Annotated in this window: 14 protein-coding genes; 11 read left to right on the top strand and 3 right to left on the bottom strand. The window is 27.9% G+C overall.

Annotation, left to right across the window (positions count from 1 at the left end; all coding sequences use genetic code 11):
- Positions 1 to 93: 93 nt before the first annotated feature.
- The 3 genes from CPEL_RS03000 to recR are packed head-to-tail and all read left to right on the top strand — an operon-like array spanning position 94 to position 2,563.
- A complete protein-coding gene (locus tag CPEL_RS03000; protein ID WP_044598560.1) occupies positions 94 to 765 on the top strand; it encodes a response regulator transcription factor in 672 nt (223 codons plus the stop codon).
- Complete coding sequence (locus CPEL_RS03005; protein WP_044598561.1) at positions 762 to 1,997, top strand: ArsS family sensor histidine kinase; 1,236 nt, start codon at positions 762 to 764, stop codon at positions 1,995 to 1,997. The genes CPEL_RS03000 and CPEL_RS03005 overlap by 4 nt, the downstream gene beginning before the upstream one ends.
- Complete coding sequence (recR, locus tag CPEL_RS03010; RefSeq protein ID WP_044598562.1) at positions 1,994 to 2,563, top strand: recombination mediator RecR; 570 nt, start codon at positions 1,994 to 1,996, stop codon at positions 2,561 to 2,563. Before CPEL_RS03005 ends, recR begins: the two co-directional genes overlap by 4 nt.
- Positions 2,564 to 2,569: 6 nt before the next feature.
- Here the strand turns inward: recR and uvrC are convergent, their stop codons facing one another.
- Positions 2,570 to 4,363 (bottom strand): excinuclease ABC subunit UvrC, encoded by a 1,794-nt coding sequence (gene uvrC / locus CPEL_RS03015; RefSeq protein ID WP_044598563.1) that lies wholly within the window; start codon positions 4,361 to 4,363, stop codon positions 2,570 to 2,572.
- A complete protein-coding gene (locus tag CPEL_RS03020) occupies positions 4,350 to 4,685 on the bottom strand; it encodes a hypothetical protein (protein ID WP_049984574.1) in 336 nt (111 codons plus the stop codon). Before CPEL_RS03020 ends, uvrC begins: the two co-directional genes overlap by 14 nt.
- 69 nt (positions 4,686 to 4,754) lie before the next feature.
- Between CPEL_RS03020 and CPEL_RS03025 the strand changes: the two genes are divergently transcribed.
- From CPEL_RS03025 to guaA, 3 genes are read left to right on the top strand one after another with little or no spacing between them, the layout of a single operon-like run.
- Positions 4,755 to 4,940, top strand: coding sequence for a hypothetical protein (locus CPEL_RS03025; protein WP_044598565.1), 186 nt, complete (start codon positions 4,755 to 4,757; stop codon positions 4,938 to 4,940).
- Positions 4,937 to 6,295 carry a sodium:proton antiporter NhaD gene (nhaD, locus tag CPEL_RS03030; RefSeq protein WP_044598566.1) on the top strand — a complete coding sequence of 453 codons (1,359 nt, stop codon included), beginning with the start codon at positions 4,937 to 4,939 and terminating at the stop codon, positions 6,293 to 6,295. The genes CPEL_RS03025 and nhaD overlap by 4 nt, the downstream gene beginning before the upstream one ends.
- Positions 6,296 to 6,304: 9 nt before the next feature.
- Positions 6,305 to 7,840 (top strand): glutamine-hydrolyzing GMP synthase, encoded by a 1,536-nt coding sequence (guaA, locus tag CPEL_RS03035; RefSeq protein ID WP_044598567.1) that lies wholly within the window; start codon positions 6,305 to 6,307, stop codon positions 7,838 to 7,840.
- Here the strand turns inward: guaA and CPEL_RS03040 are convergent, their stop codons facing one another.
- Entirely contained in the window at positions 7,841 to 8,392 is a 552-nt protein-coding gene (locus CPEL_RS03040; RefSeq protein WP_044598568.1) for a class I SAM-dependent methyltransferase, read from the bottom strand.
- A 118-nt stretch (positions 8,393 to 8,510) separates the two neighbouring features.
- Between CPEL_RS03040 and CPEL_RS03045 the strand changes: the two genes are divergently transcribed.
- The 5 genes from CPEL_RS03045 to CPEL_RS03065 all read left to right on the top strand — a co-directional run bounded on the left by CPEL_RS03045 (position 8,511) and on the right by CPEL_RS03065 (position 14,594).
- A complete protein-coding gene (locus CPEL_RS03045) occupies positions 8,511 to 9,950 on the top strand; it encodes a hypothetical protein (protein WP_044598569.1) in 1,440 nt (479 codons plus the stop codon).
- 259 nt (positions 9,951 to 10,209) lie between these two features.
- The gene (gene purD / locus CPEL_RS03050) at positions 10,210 to 11,460 is read left to right on the top strand and encodes a phosphoribosylamine--glycine ligase (protein ID WP_044598570.1); all 1,251 of its coding nucleotides are present in this window, start codon (positions 10,210 to 10,212) and stop codon (positions 11,458 to 11,460) included.
- Positions 11,457 to 11,912, top strand: a complete 456-nt coding sequence (locus CPEL_RS03055; protein ID WP_044598571.1) for an RDD family protein — start codon at positions 11,457 to 11,459, stop codon at positions 11,910 to 11,912. Before purD ends, CPEL_RS03055 begins: the two co-directional genes overlap by 4 nt.
- A complete protein-coding gene (locus tag CPEL_RS03060) occupies positions 11,902 to 13,938 on the top strand; it encodes an LPS-assembly protein LptD (RefSeq protein WP_044598572.1) in 2,037 nt (678 codons plus the stop codon). The genes CPEL_RS03055 and CPEL_RS03060 overlap by 11 nt, the downstream gene beginning before the upstream one ends.
- Positions 13,935 to 14,594 (top strand): phosphoribosyltransferase, encoded by a 660-nt coding sequence (locus tag CPEL_RS03065; protein ID WP_044598573.1) that lies wholly within the window; start codon positions 13,935 to 13,937, stop codon positions 14,592 to 14,594. The genes CPEL_RS03060 and CPEL_RS03065 overlap by 4 nt, the downstream gene beginning before the upstream one ends.
- The last annotated feature ends 126 nt before the right edge of the window (positions 14,595 to 14,720 follow it).

A 14,720-nucleotide genomic window follows, 5' to 3' on the forward strand; every position in this document is an offset into this window, starting at 1 on the left:
ATGTAATTTTAGCAAAAAAATAAATGAATAAATAAATTATGTGTTATAATATTAAGTTCGTAAATAAAAAATTTAGATAATGAAGGAGTTGGAATGATTAATGTTTTGATGATCGAAGATGATCCAGATTTTGCAGAATTTTTAGCAGAGTATCTAGCTCAATTTAATATCAAAGTAACCAATTATGAAGATCCTTATTTAGGAATGAGTGCTGGTATAAAAAATTATGATTGTTTAATACTTGATTTAACTTTGCCTGGCCTTGATGGTTTAGAAGTATGCCGTGAAATTAGAGAGAAATATAGTATACCTATTATTATTTCTTCTGCAAGAAGCGATTTAAGTGATAAAATCGTCGGACTTCAAATCGGTGCAGATGATTATTTACCAAAACCTTACGATCCTAAAGAGATGCATGCAAGAATTATGAGTTTAATTCGTCGTTCAAAACGCGTTAATGAAACACCAGAGAAGATAATTAACTCAGCTTTTAAAATTGATGAAAAAAGACATGAGATAAGCTATAATGATGAAGTTTTGGTATTAACTCCAGCAGAATATGAAATTTTAAGTTATATGATAAGACAACATTGTTTTTCTGTAAGTAGAGAGCAACTTGTATATCATTGTAAGAGTTTAAAAGATAAAGATTCAAAAAGTTTAGATGTTATTATAGGAAGACTTAGAACAAAAATAGGTGATAGCTCTAAAGCACCAAAACATATTTTTTCGGTTAGAGGTATAGGATATAAACTCATAGGATGAAAGTAACTATTAATCTAAAAATAACAATTTTATTTGCAACTGCTTTTTTGTTTGTTTGCGGATTGTTTTTGTTATTAGGAAAAATACAAATTGATTCTTATTTGACAAATGAGCAAAGTAGGCAGAAGGAAATTGCTGAAAAAATTATTTATAATTTAGAAAGAGGAGAGAATTTTTCAATTCATGATTATCTTCTTTCTAAGTCCTTTAAAATGGTTGAAAATGATAGAATTGCAAAACATGTGGTAACAAAAGGTGAGAAAGTTTTAAGGATTAATTCTCAATATGGAAGTTTTTCTTCTATTATATACCATAATCAAATTTTTTTCTATATTGAAAAGGGAAAGCTTAAACAACTATATGAGTTAAATGCTTCTGCTAGATTGGAATATTTATTTTTATTGAGTTTTCTTTGTAGTTTGGTATTGATTATCTTTTTATATTTTTCTGTGTTAAGATCTTTAATGCCTTTAAAAATTTTAAAGAAAAAAATAAAAAATATAAGTGCAGGAAGAATAGAACCTCTTTCTGAGTATTCTAGAATAAATGATGAAATTTCAGAAATTTCTTTTGAATTTGATCATGCTATTAATAAAATTCAAGAACTTGTAAAGTCAAGACAATTTTTTTTAAGAATGATTATGCATGAATTAAAAACTCCTATAGGCAAGGGAAGAATAGTTAGCGAAATGCTTGATGATCAAAAACAAAAAGAAAGATTAATTGCTATTTTTGAAAGACTTGAGTTATTGATTGATGAATTTGGCAAAATAGAAAAAGTTTTATCAAGAAATTGTCATTTATCTTTGCAGACTTATCATTTGAGTTTGATTTTAGAACAAGCTGAAGATTACTTAATGCGAGATGATTTTTATCAAAAAGTGAAGATTATTTATAAAGAAGATACTATGATTGTAGCTGACTTGGAATTATTCTCTTTGATGCTTAAAAATTTAATTGACAATGCTATTAAGTATTCTGATGATAAAAGTTGTGAAATAATATGTTCAGGTGATTACATTATAGTTCGTAACAAAGGTGTGCAATTTAAGAAGACTTTTGATTATTATTTAAAACCATTTGTAAGAGAAAATAACAATCAAGTTGAAGGTATGGGACTTGGACTTTATATAATTAATAACATATGCAACCTACACGGATATAATCTTACTTATAGCTATGAAGATGGTTATCACACCTTTAAAATTATTTTTTCAAGGCTAGATAATTGAAAAATATTGAAAAATTTAATGAATTAGTTAGTGTTTTTGCAAGTTTGCCTACTATTGGTAAAAAAACAGCTATGAGATTAGCTTATCATGTTAGTATAAAAGATCCTTTACTTGGTTTGAAATTAGCATATAACATAGAAGAATCTGTTAAAACGATAAAAAAATGCACACAATGCGGTGCTTTGTGCGAAGATGAATTGTGTCCAATATGTATAAATGAGCACAGAAATAAAATTATTTGCATAGTTCAAAGCCCAAAAGATATACTTATATTGGAAGATAGTGGAAGTTTTGAAGGGTATTATTTTGTTTTGGAAAATTCTGATGAGGAATGCATTGAAAGATTAAAAAATATGATAATAAATAAAAATATCAATGAAGTTTTTTTTGCTTTTACTCAAGGGCTAAACACTGATGCTTTGATTTTTTTTATAGAAGAAAAACTTAAAGATTTAAAAATTCATTTTTCACAGATTGCACAAGGTATTCCAAGCGGGGTTAGTTTGGAAAATGTTGATTTTATTTCTTTGCACAAAGCAATCAATCACAGAACTAAACTTGATTAGTAAAATCTACAAATTTTCTTTGATTAATTTTGCAATTTTTGCATTACAAATTATTTTTAATTCATCAAAATCTGCATTAGTTATATTATCAAAACTGCCATAGTAATCTAAAAGTTTTTTGATATTACCTTGAGAAATTCCAAGTTTAATGAGTCTTGAATTTTTCAAATTTTGGTTTCTTTTTGTTTTTTGATGGAAGCTTATTGCAAAGCGATGTGCCTCATCGCGTAGTTTTTGTATAAATTGTAATTTTTTATCACTAGGAGATAAGGTAATTACCCCATTAATAGTGTGTATTTTATCCTTGGCACTTCCTTTTGCTCTATGTGCTTTGGCGTCTATTTTTTCTTTGGATATGGCTATTATATCTATATTAGCACCAGAACTTTTAATGATATCATTTGCTAGTTTTAATAAAGCATAGCCACCATCAATAATCCATAAATCAGGAGGCGGATTTTTATCAAATGATAAAGCTCTTTTAGTAAGGGTTTGTTGCATTTGCTCATAATCATTTTTATGTGTTAAATGATAATGTCTATAAGAGTTTTTATCAAATTTATCATTTTTATAAGAAACTAAAGCCCCTACATTTGCTTCTCCTTGTAAATGAGAATTATCAAAAATTTCTATATGATTTGGGAAATTTTGTAAATTAAAGTATTTTTGAAATTCGCTTAAAAATAAGTAATTTTCGTTTTTTAGGTATTTTTGAATGTTAATTTGTGCATTTTGTATAGCTAATTGGCAAATTTCTTTTTTTTCACCTATCTTAGGAACTTTAATAGTAAATTTTTTATTGAATCTTTGACTTAATAAATCTTCTAGTATTTTCATATCTTCAAATTCTTTATGTATATAAATATGTGTAGAATTTACAGGACTTTCTTGTGTATAGTTTTCTAAAATATATTGTTTATAAATTTCATTAAAACCACACTCACTTTCTTCTTTTAATACTAAGACTTTATGATTAGAACTAATAACCTTTCCACTATTTATAACAAAACGCACCATGGAGAGTATATTTTGCTCTATACATATAGCAAAAACATCAAAATTTTCAAGTTTTGCTAGGTCAATTCGTATTTTAACACTGATGTCTTGAATTGTTTGAATTTGATCTCTTATTGTTGCAGCTTCTTCAAAATTTTCATTTTTAGCATAATCAAGCATTTTTTGTTCTAAATTTTTTATTAAATAAGATGGATTTAAAAGTGCTTGTATGGCTTTATGAACAATTTTACTATATTCTACTTGGGATATTTTTCCTTCACAAGGTGCTGTGCATCTTTGTATTTGGTAAAATAAACATGATTTCTTGCAAGATTTTTTTTGTTTTAGCTTGAATGTTAAATATAAGGCATTTAAAAGCTCTTTTGCACCTTTAAAAAAAGGCCCAAAATATTTTATTTTATTTTTTTTAATGATTTTTCTTGTTATTTCAAACCTTGGGTATTCTTCGTTTAAGTCAATGTATATATAAGGATAAGTTTTATCATCTCTTAATAAAATATTATATTTAGGATGCAGTTGTTTTATAAAAGAATTTTCTAAAATTAGGGCATCAGCTTCATTTTTAGTTGTAATAAATTCTACATGATGAGTTTGGCTAATCATTTTTTGAATTCTAAGACTATTTTTGGAATTTGGGCAAAGTTTTGGTGTAAAGCTGAAATAACTTCGAATGCGATTTTTTAAGTTTTTAGCTTTTCCTATGTATAATAATTTTCCATGCTCATCAAAATACTGATAAATTCCTGGTAAATTTGGTAGATTTTTAAGTTCATTTTCTAGCATTATTTATTGCTTCTCTTATATTTTCAAATTTTTCATATAAAAAAATGTTTTGAATATTATTAGTAAATTTTCCATTAGAGAGCTCAAGAAAAGACTGCTTTTTTGTTATTTTTGTTTCAAAATTTTTTGTAATATTTTTCTCTGTGAGTATTTTTATGTTTTCAACTTGAGTAAAATTACTTGAAGGTTTTGCAAGTGTGTAGTTTTTTATTAGATTTTTAATTGTTTTTTTGGTATTATCGTGATTTAATTCTAGATATGCAACATGATGTTTTACTAGAATTATCAAGGTATTGTTTTTTATAAAAAGTCTACTAATCATTTTCTTATGGTTGTAGCTAAATAAATTTAGAAAATCTTTATATTCTAAAGATGTTTTTAAAGGTTTGTAATGTTTAAAATTAGCAAGTTTGTTTATAATATGACTACTCGTTTTCATTTGTTTATTGTATCATTTTTTTTATTAATTTTTTTAAATGCATGTGGTTATAAAGATAGTCCTTATTATGAAATAAAAGATGCAAATGGAAGTGTTATTGATGTAAAGAAATTTCAGTCTTTGGAGAATGAAATATGATTAAGATTCTTTTTTTGCTTTGTTTTGGTATTAGCTTATCATTGGCTAGTCAAACACATGAATTAAATTTGGCATTTAGTGCTTTGGGTATTGGAATTTTAGTGATATTTATTCTAGGGTATTATTTTATTGCGAGTGAGGAAAAGTATCATATAAACAAAACCAAGCCCGCGTTATTTATAGGAACTTTTTCTTTTATTGTTATTGGTATTTATATGGTAATTAACGATATAGATACTCAAATTTTAGAAGAAAATGTAAATCATCTTATATTAGAAATTGCACAGATTGTGTTTTTTTTAATTGCAGCAATGACATTTATAGAAGCTTTAATAGAAAGATCAGTATTTGAAACACTAAAATATAAATTAGTTACTAAAGGTTATACTTATAGAAGATTATTTTGGCTAACAGGTTGTTTGGCTTTTTTTATTTCCCCAATTGCAGATAACCTTACTACTGCTTTAATTTTATCTACAGTGCTTTTAACCATAGATAAAACAAACAAAGATTTTTTAATCCCTGGAGCTATAAATATAGTCGTTGCAGCAAATGCAGGTGGTGCTTGGTCACCTTTTGGTGATATTACTACTTTAATGGTGTGGACGGCAAAAAAAGCTACATTTTTTGAATTTTTTGCACTCTTTCCAGCTTCATTTTTAGGATGGTTTCTTACTGCTTACTTATTATCACATTATGTGCCAAATATTCAACCAAAATTCCAGCAAGATTCTTTAGAAAAAGTGGAGATTAAACCAGGAGGTAAAGTTTTTATAGTGTTAGGTTTTTTAACAATTGCTTTAGCTGTGTTTATCCATAGTATTTGTGATTTACCTGCTATGTGGGGAATGATTTTTGGGCTTTCTTTACTTAGTTTGTATATTTATTTTTTCAATAGAAAAAATGGTAGAAAAGACTTAAATGTGTTTTATTATATGACGCGTATTGAGATGGATACATTGTTATTTTTCTTTGGTATTTTATCTGCTGTTGGTGCTTTGCATTTTGTTGGGTGGTTAATATATGCATCAAATTTATACACAATTTTTGGACCAACTAGTGTAAATATCGGAGTAGGATTTTTATCGGCTATTGTAGATAATGTACCTGTTATGAGTGCAGTATTAAAAGCAAATCCAAGCATGGATGATACTCAATGGCTTTTAGTAACTTTAACAGCTGGAATTGGTGGATCTTTAATAAGTTTTGGTTCAGCAGCTGGTGTGGGGGTAATGGGAAAAATGAAAGGAATTTATACATTCAATACACACTTAAAATACGCTTGGACGATTTTGATAGGTTATATAGTATCTATTTTAATTTGGTATATACAATTTCAAATATTAAAACTATAAAGGAGATAGATGAAAAAAGCAGATATTTTAGTTTTGGATTTTGGTTCACAATATACTCAATTAATCGCTAGAAGATTAAGAGAGCAAGGTGTTTATGCAGAAATTTTACCCTTTAATGCAAGTATAGAAGAAATCAAAGAAAAACAGCCAAAGGGTTTGATTTTAAGCGGTGGTCCAGCCAGTGTTTATGCAAATGATGCTTATTTTTGTGAAAAAGCAGTGTTTGATTTAAACATTCCTGTTTTAGGAATTTGTTATGGTATGCAGTTAATGGCACATCATTTTGGTGCTAATGTAGCTCCAGCAGGCCATAAAGAATACGGAAAGGCTAGTATTGATATAAAAAATGATAGCGATTTGTTTAAGAATTTGCCTAAAAAACAAGTAGTTTGGATGAGTCATTCTGATAAGGTAGAAAATTTACCACAAGGTTTTGAAGTTTTAGCAACCAGTGAAAATAGTCCATTTTGTGTATTTGGAGATGAAAAGCGTAAATTTTTTGCTTTGCAATTTCACCCTGAAGTGCAGCATAGCGAATTTGGCAAAAGCATCTTGAAAAATTTTGCTAAATATGCTTGCAATTGCGATAGCGTATGGAATATGGGCTCATTTGCAAAAACCCAAGCACAAAAAATCAAAGAAGAAGTAGGCAATGATAAAGTATTGTGTGCTGTAAGTGGTGGGGTTGATAGTAGCGTGGTAGCCGCGTTATTAGCAAGTGCGATTAAAGATCAAGTTGTAGTGGTTTTTGTGGATAATGGGCTTTTAAGAAGTGGTGAAAAAGAGCAGGTTGAATATATGTTTAAACATACTTTGGGCATAGATTTAATTAGTATTGATGCTAGAGAAATTTTCTTAAGCCGCTTAGCAGGCGTTAAAGATCCTGAGCAAAAAAGAAAGATTATAGGAAATACCTTTATAGAAGTGTTTGAAAAAGAAGCAAAAAAACATCAAGATGTAAAATATCTTGCTCAAGGAACTTTATATACAGATATCATTGAAAGTTCGGTTGTAGGGGCTAGTAAGACTATAAAATCTCACCATAATGTCGGAGGCTTGCCTGAGAAAATGAATTTAAAACTCATCGAACCGTTAAAAGAAATTTTTAAAGATGAGGTAAGGGCTTTGGGGATTGAGTTAGGATTAAGCAAAGATGTGGTTTATCGTCATCCTTTTCCAGGGCCAGGGCTTGCTATACGCATTATGGGTGAGGTTAATGAACCTAGTTTGGAGCTTTTAAGAAAAGCAGATGTGATTTTGATTGAAGAGTTAAAAAGCAGCGGTTGGTATGATAAAACATGGCAAGCATTTTGTGTGCTTTTAAATGTGCAAAGTGTTGGCGTAATGGGTGATAATAGAACCTATGATAATGCAGTTTGCGTGCGTGTGGTAAATGCAAGCGATGGTATGACTGCAACTTTTTCTCATTTACCTTATGAGTTATTGGAAAATATTTCACGCCGTATAATTAACGAGGTTGAAGGCATTAACCGCGTGGTGTATGATATTTCTAGCAAACCACCAGCAACAATTGAGTGGGAGTGATTATTTAGTGCAAAAATAAACAAAAGCAGGGGGGAGATTTTGCCAAATAATGGGTGAAATTTCCACCTTGCTAAAAGTAGCAAAAAGTTTTTTCTTAAAAGCCCTTCCTTTTGGAGTAGGCAAAACATATGCAAAGGTTGCAAAACAGCCTTTTTCTTCTAAAACTTCATGAATAGAATTTAACAAAACATCTTGTTCTTTAGAATTTAACATAGCCCAAGGAATTCCTGAGATTATTAAATCAAGTTGTTTTATCGATCTTTTTTCAAGCATATTAGATAAAAATTCAGCAGAATTAACTTCTACATCAATATTTTTTATATTTTTCTTGAGTTTTTTTGCCATGTGAGGGTTGATTTCAACAGCAAAAAAATTAGCCTTATGGCTTTTTTGCTTGAGTATATATTGGGTAAAACTTCCTGTTCCAGGTCCTATTTCAACGATGTTTTTGGCATTATGAACATGAGAGGTTATAAGCTTGCTAAGTTTTTTTGAGCTTGCACAAAATGCACCTGTTTGTTTTGGATTTTTAAAATAATGAAATAAAAACATAAATTATAATACCCTAGTAAAATATTTAAAAATTTTTATTAATTTTAAAATATTATTGTAAATTTATAAAAACAAAGTTACAATAATATTTTAATTTCTATAACATAAGGCTTTTTATATGCATGGTAAAATAATGGTTTATGTAGATGGTACTGGTAGAGGTACGGTTATCAATCTTGCAAAAACTTTTTTTGAATTTAATAAACATGCATGGCATGATAAAAGAAGCATGCCAACTGTGGGTATGTTTGTTGAATTTAGATCTGATGGAAAACATATTACAGACTTGCGTCCTTCAAAATTCCAAGAATTTGGAGAAAATGATTTCATAAAAGAAAGGGATTTTTGGAAAACAGATAGTGATGATGAGTTAGAGGATTTAAGATTAACTAGAAGAGATGCTTATGTTCAGGAATTATATAGAGAAACTAATTATGATGAATTGGAAAAAATTACTCTTAATGTAACAATTCCACAAGCTATTCAAAGGTATTTTTATAACGAAACTTTGTCAATTAATGCGGTAAAAGATATCAATACCGAAGAAGTTCCTTATATTATAGATTTTTTTGCTTTAAAGCGTTTTTTGTATAAAGCATTAGACACTTTACTTTTTTCGGATAATACCATCAACCAAGCTGATTTTTCTGCTATGAAAAATATTATAGTTCATCTTGAAATGGCATATAAAGATATGAAAGATAAACAAAAGCATATTAATATGGAGCGTATATATGATGAGGTATTTTTATCACATCAGTGTCATTATCAAGCTTTATTAGCTTCCTTAGATAATCGCAAAAATAGAAAACTAGCGCTTGAAAGACAAATGAGTACCTTAGCTAGTGATGTAAAAGCTAAGCAAGCTAGAGTAGAATCAGAAAGCGGAAAAAAACGCCAAGAACTAGAAGAATTAATCACAGAAAAAAAGCATAAATTAGTTGAATTAAAAAATGAATTAGATTATTTCAGTAAGAGTATTGAAAAATTAGAATTAATTAAAAAATCATTTTATGATAAAAATTTGACTATTTTTACAAATAGTTTTAATCTAGCTAGAGAAAAATTATTTGAAAAAATTAAGCAAGGCTTAAATATTTGTGCTACAAAGTTAGATTTAGAAATTTGGAAAAAATCTTTAAAATCAACTAGTATAAAAAATTCTTATTTTAAAAATGCAACCGAAATTTCTTTTTGTACTTTGTCTTTTGCGGAACTTTATCTTAATAGATTAAATAAACATGCATTAAATCCTAATGATCAATTGTTGCTTTCTTATATTAATAAAGTAAAAAAAGAATGTGAAAAGAATTTTTTAGTTGTAACTTCTAATTTTGATTTATATGTAAATATGAAAATACAAATTTTTTCAACAAATCCTTATTATGTTGTTAAGCATGCCCCTAAAAAGGTAAATTATCAAGGATTAATGAAAAATACTGATTTTGATGTTGTTTATGTGGATGAAAAAACTATTTGGGCACCTGTGGCTGATGTAATTTTGGAAGGTAAGTATTTTTTAAAGAAAGATTCTAAAACAAAATTCAAAATACTTTAGTAGTCTTTATGAACACTAATTTAAGTTTTATTAGTTATAATTACTAAGCCTAAATGGTTCGAATGGTATTAAAGAGGATCCAACACATTATTTGTAAGCTATGATTGTGTGATTTACCGTGTTCTGTGACTTCGTTTGAGTTTTTAAAAAAGCGAGAAGCTGCAGCCTTTAAAAATTACCTAATGGCAAAATTTGACTTTTGAGGGTCAGACACTTATACTTCCGACCATTTGGGTTTTTAATATTTTTAAGGAAAATAATGAAAATTTTAATCTTAGGAAGCGGAGCTAGAGAATATTCTATTGCCTTAGCTTTAAAAAAAACACATAATGATATAGAGTTTTATTTTGCACCTGGTAATGGTGCTACTGCACAAATGGGAACAAATTTGAATATGAAAGATCCAAAAGTGATTACTGCCTATGCTAAAGCTTCTGAGATAGACCTTTGTATAGTTGGAAGTGAAAATTTTTTAGCTGAAGGTATAGTAGATCTTTTTAAAGAAAGCAACATTGCTATTTTTGGGCCAACAAAGGCTGCTGCAATGCTTGAGGCATCAAAATCTTTTATGAAAAGTTTTTTGAAAAAATACAAAATTAAAACGGCTAAATTTTTAAATACTACTGATTTTGAAAAAGCAAAAAAATTTATTCTTACTTTAACTCCTCCTATTGTAATAAAAGCAGATGGGTTATGTGCTGGTAAAGGTGTTATTATAGCGCAAAGCCATGATGAGGCTTTAGAAGTGACAAAAAGTATGTTAAGTGGAGAAAGTTTTGGAGAGGCTGGAAAAATAGTTGTTATTGAAGAATATCTTGATGGATTTGAATTAAGTGTGTTTGCTGTTTGTGATGGTGATGATTTTATTTTACTTCCTGCTGCCCAAGATCATAAAAGATTATTAGATAATGATAAAGGACCAAATACTGGAGGAATGGGTGCTTATGCACCAAGTTCTTTAGCAAGTGAAAATTTACTCAAACAAGTTAAAAAAGATATAGTTATACCAACATTAAGAGGTATGAAAGCAGAAGGTAGTGAATTTGTTGGTGTTTTGTTTATAGGATTAATGGTGGTTAATAACAAACCTTATGTTTTAGAATATAATGTGCGTTTTGGAGATCCAGAATGTGAAGTTTTGATGCCACTTATAGAAAATCCTTTAGATTTGTTTTTAGCTTGTGTTAATAAAAATCTTGCTAATACTCAAATTAAAATTAAAGATGAATATGCAGTAGGTGTTGTTTGTGCTAGCAAAAATTATCCTTACAAAGATACCCCAAGAGCTTTAATTAGCATAGATGAAATTCCTGAAAATTCTCACATTTCTTATGCTGGAGTGACATTAGAAGATGGGAGATTATATGCAAGTGGCGGAAGAGTACTAGTTTGCGTTGGAACAGGAAAAAGTATTAATGAGGCACAAAAAAATGCATATAAACTTTGTGAAAAGGTAAATTTTAAAGGCAAACAATATAGAAAAGATATAGCTTTTCAGGTTATTAAATGAGCAATCAAGATTTATTTGATAAATTAGAAAAAGAAGAAATTAAAATAGCTAGTTTTAAAAAAAGATTTTTAGCATATTTGATTGATAGTTTTGTGATACTAGGCATTGTTAGTATTATTTTGTTTGATAAATTTTCTATGGTGCAAACATACGAAGAAATGCATAGTGTATTAATCCGTTTTGCAGGTGGAATTTTGATTTTACAATTTTGCTATCATACTTTATTTACTTATCTTTATGGTGCAACTTTAGGAAAAATGTTTTTGAAAATTACAATTATCGATCAAAATGTTTTAGATAAACCTAATTTAACACAAAGTGCTATTAGAGCAGGATTTAGGCAAATTAGTGATATGTTTTATGGTTTAGGTTTTGCTTGGGCATTGAGCAATGTGGTTTTAAAAACTTGGCATGATTATGCTGCAAAAACGGTGGTAATAGATCTTGCGTAAAATATTATTATCTTTAGTTTGTGTTAGCAGTATATATGCTTCAAAAGTTGATATTTATGCGTTAGATGTTGTAAAAAAACAAGATATAATTGAAGCAAAAAATAATGTAGTAGTTGTTTCTGATTTTTATTTGATAACAGCTAGTGAAGCAAAATATAATGAGACTACTAAAGATTTGGAGCTTTTTGGTGATGTTAATATACTAAGAGGTCAAAAAGAACGCACTCATTCAACTTATACAAAAATCAATCTTAAAGATAATTCAACCGCCTTTAAAAATCTCTTTTTTTCTAATAACGACTTAGAAGTTTGGCTTCAATGTCATAAAGCTAAATTTGATAATAAATTTTTTATAACAGAAAATTCTGTTGTTTCAAGTTGTAATGTTGAAAAGCCTGATTGGGAAATTAGATTTGATGAAGGAAAATTAAACAGAGAGAGTAACTTTTTACATCTTTATAATGCAAAATTGTATGTTAAAAATACCCCGATAATGTATTTGCCTTATTTTGGTTTTAGCGTGGATACTAGAAGAAAAAGTGGTTTATTGGTGCCTGAACTTGTTCTAAAACAAAGTGAAGGTTTGTATTATAATCAGCCAGTTTATTATGTTATTGATGATAATGCAGATTTACAAGTTGAACCTCAAATTAGAACAAAAAGAGGTTATGGAATATACACAACTTTAAGATTTATAGATTCTTTGCATTCACAAGGTGAGATTAGTGGTGGAATTTTTGGTGAAAAATCAAGTTATAAAAGAGAAGAAAATTTAAAAAATAAAGAACACTATGGACTTGAGATTAAGTATGCTAATGAAGATCTTTTTAAAAGCTTGTTAAAAGATGACTACCAAGAGGGATTGTGGATTGATGCTACTTACTTAAATGATGTAGATTATATGAATTTAAGTTCTAAAATAAATACACAAGCTTCACTTGTTACTTCTAAGATTAATTATTTTTTATCCGATGAGGATAATTATTATGGAGTTTATGCAAAATATTATATTGATACATCTAAAATTAGCAACAAAGACACCATGCAAGAATATCCATCTTTGCAATATCATAGATACTTAAATGGTTTTTTTGATAATTATATACAATATAGCATTGATTCATCGTTTCACAGATATTATAGGCAAGTTGGTATTTATGCCAAAACATTAAATTTTGATATTCCTTTAATTTACCATGCAAGTTTTTTAGATGATTTTTTAAATTTTACTTTTACAGAAAGAATATATGCTAATTTTGTGGACTATTCCAATACAGATTTAAAAAACCAAGAGCACTTATTTAGAAATTCACATAATTTTTCATTATATAGTGACCTTTCAAAATCTTATAAAAATTTTTATCATACTTTGTATATGGGTTTAAATTATTATCTTCCAGGTGCTAAGTCAGGATCAATAACTGAAGATTTTATAGGTATAAAAAACGATCCTGAACAATTTAATTTTGCAATTTCTCAATACTTTTATAATGCATTAGGTAAAAAAAAGCTCTTTCATAGTTTAGTAGCAAAATACTATACAGATGAAAAAGATTTTGGTGGTTTTGACAATATAATAGAATATTTTTATAGTGATAATATTAGTTTTAGAAATGAAAGTAGATATTTAGGAGTAGAGGAAAAATTTGATAGGGTTTTTAGTGAAGCTTTGTTTGATTACTATGATTGGAAAATTAGTTTAAACCATGCATATAGAATTTATGAAAATGAAAAATATAATTTTTTAGGAACTAAGGCTCAATATGATATCAATGTAAATTATAAAATTTTTGGTGGATTATGGTTTGATTTGAATAAAAACCCCGAAAAATGGGAATTAGGTTATACTTATCAGAGAAAATGCTGGAATTATTCTTTGATGTATCGTAAAGATATCTCTCCAAAACTTACAAGTGGTGGTATAAGTGCTAAAGATCAAAGCGGGCTTTATTTTATGTTTAATTTTTATCCTATAGGTGGAGTTGCATATGATTTTTCTTTAGAAGAAAGCGAGAAATCAATATGATATATTTTGAAGATGAAAAAGAAGCTGTAGAAAGGTTATACGAACAATTACCAAGTGATAAACTAAAAGATTATATTATTATCACCCCCTCTTTAAAATCAATTATTTTTGTTGATATGCTTGCTTATAAATTAGAAATTCCTTATAATTTTTTATTTACAGAGCAAATTAAAGCCCCTAATAATAACGAATGTCAAATTGCTATGATTAGCGAAACTAAAGATATAGTGTATAATGAAGCTTTGGTTAATGCTTTTGATATAAGTTTAGATTATATATATGGAGAGGCTAATAGAACTTATGAAGAAAAAATTTTGAAAAATTTATATCGTTATAGAAAAGGCAATCTTTTAAAAGATTTAAAAGGCAAAAATATTTTAATATTACATGAAGGTTGTGAAAGTGGAATTACTGCTTCATGTTGTATAAAAAGTTTATTAAAAGAGGAGGTTAATAGCATTGTTTATGCAACAGCATTAATGCCAAGTGATGTTAATGATTATATCGCAAGTTTTGTTGATAATGTATATTGTGCACAAAAAATAGATCATTTTGTAAATATAGAATTTTATTTTAAAAACAAGACTATTTTACAAACACATGAAATTTTGGATATTTTAGAAGAAAGTAAATATTATCTTCCTTTGCAAAAATAAATTTATATCTGAGCAAAAAGTTGTTTAGATATAAATTTATAGGCAAAATAAAAACAGGCTTTTTAAGTTTTATATTTAAAATTTAAAAAGCTTATTTGTTTTTGTCTATAATAAAAATATTTAAGG

It is taken from the genome of Campylobacter peloridis LMG 23910, from assembly GCF_000816785.1.
GTDB classification, from domain to species: Bacteria; Campylobacterota; Campylobacteria; order Campylobacterales; family Campylobacteraceae; genus Campylobacter_D; species Campylobacter_D peloridis.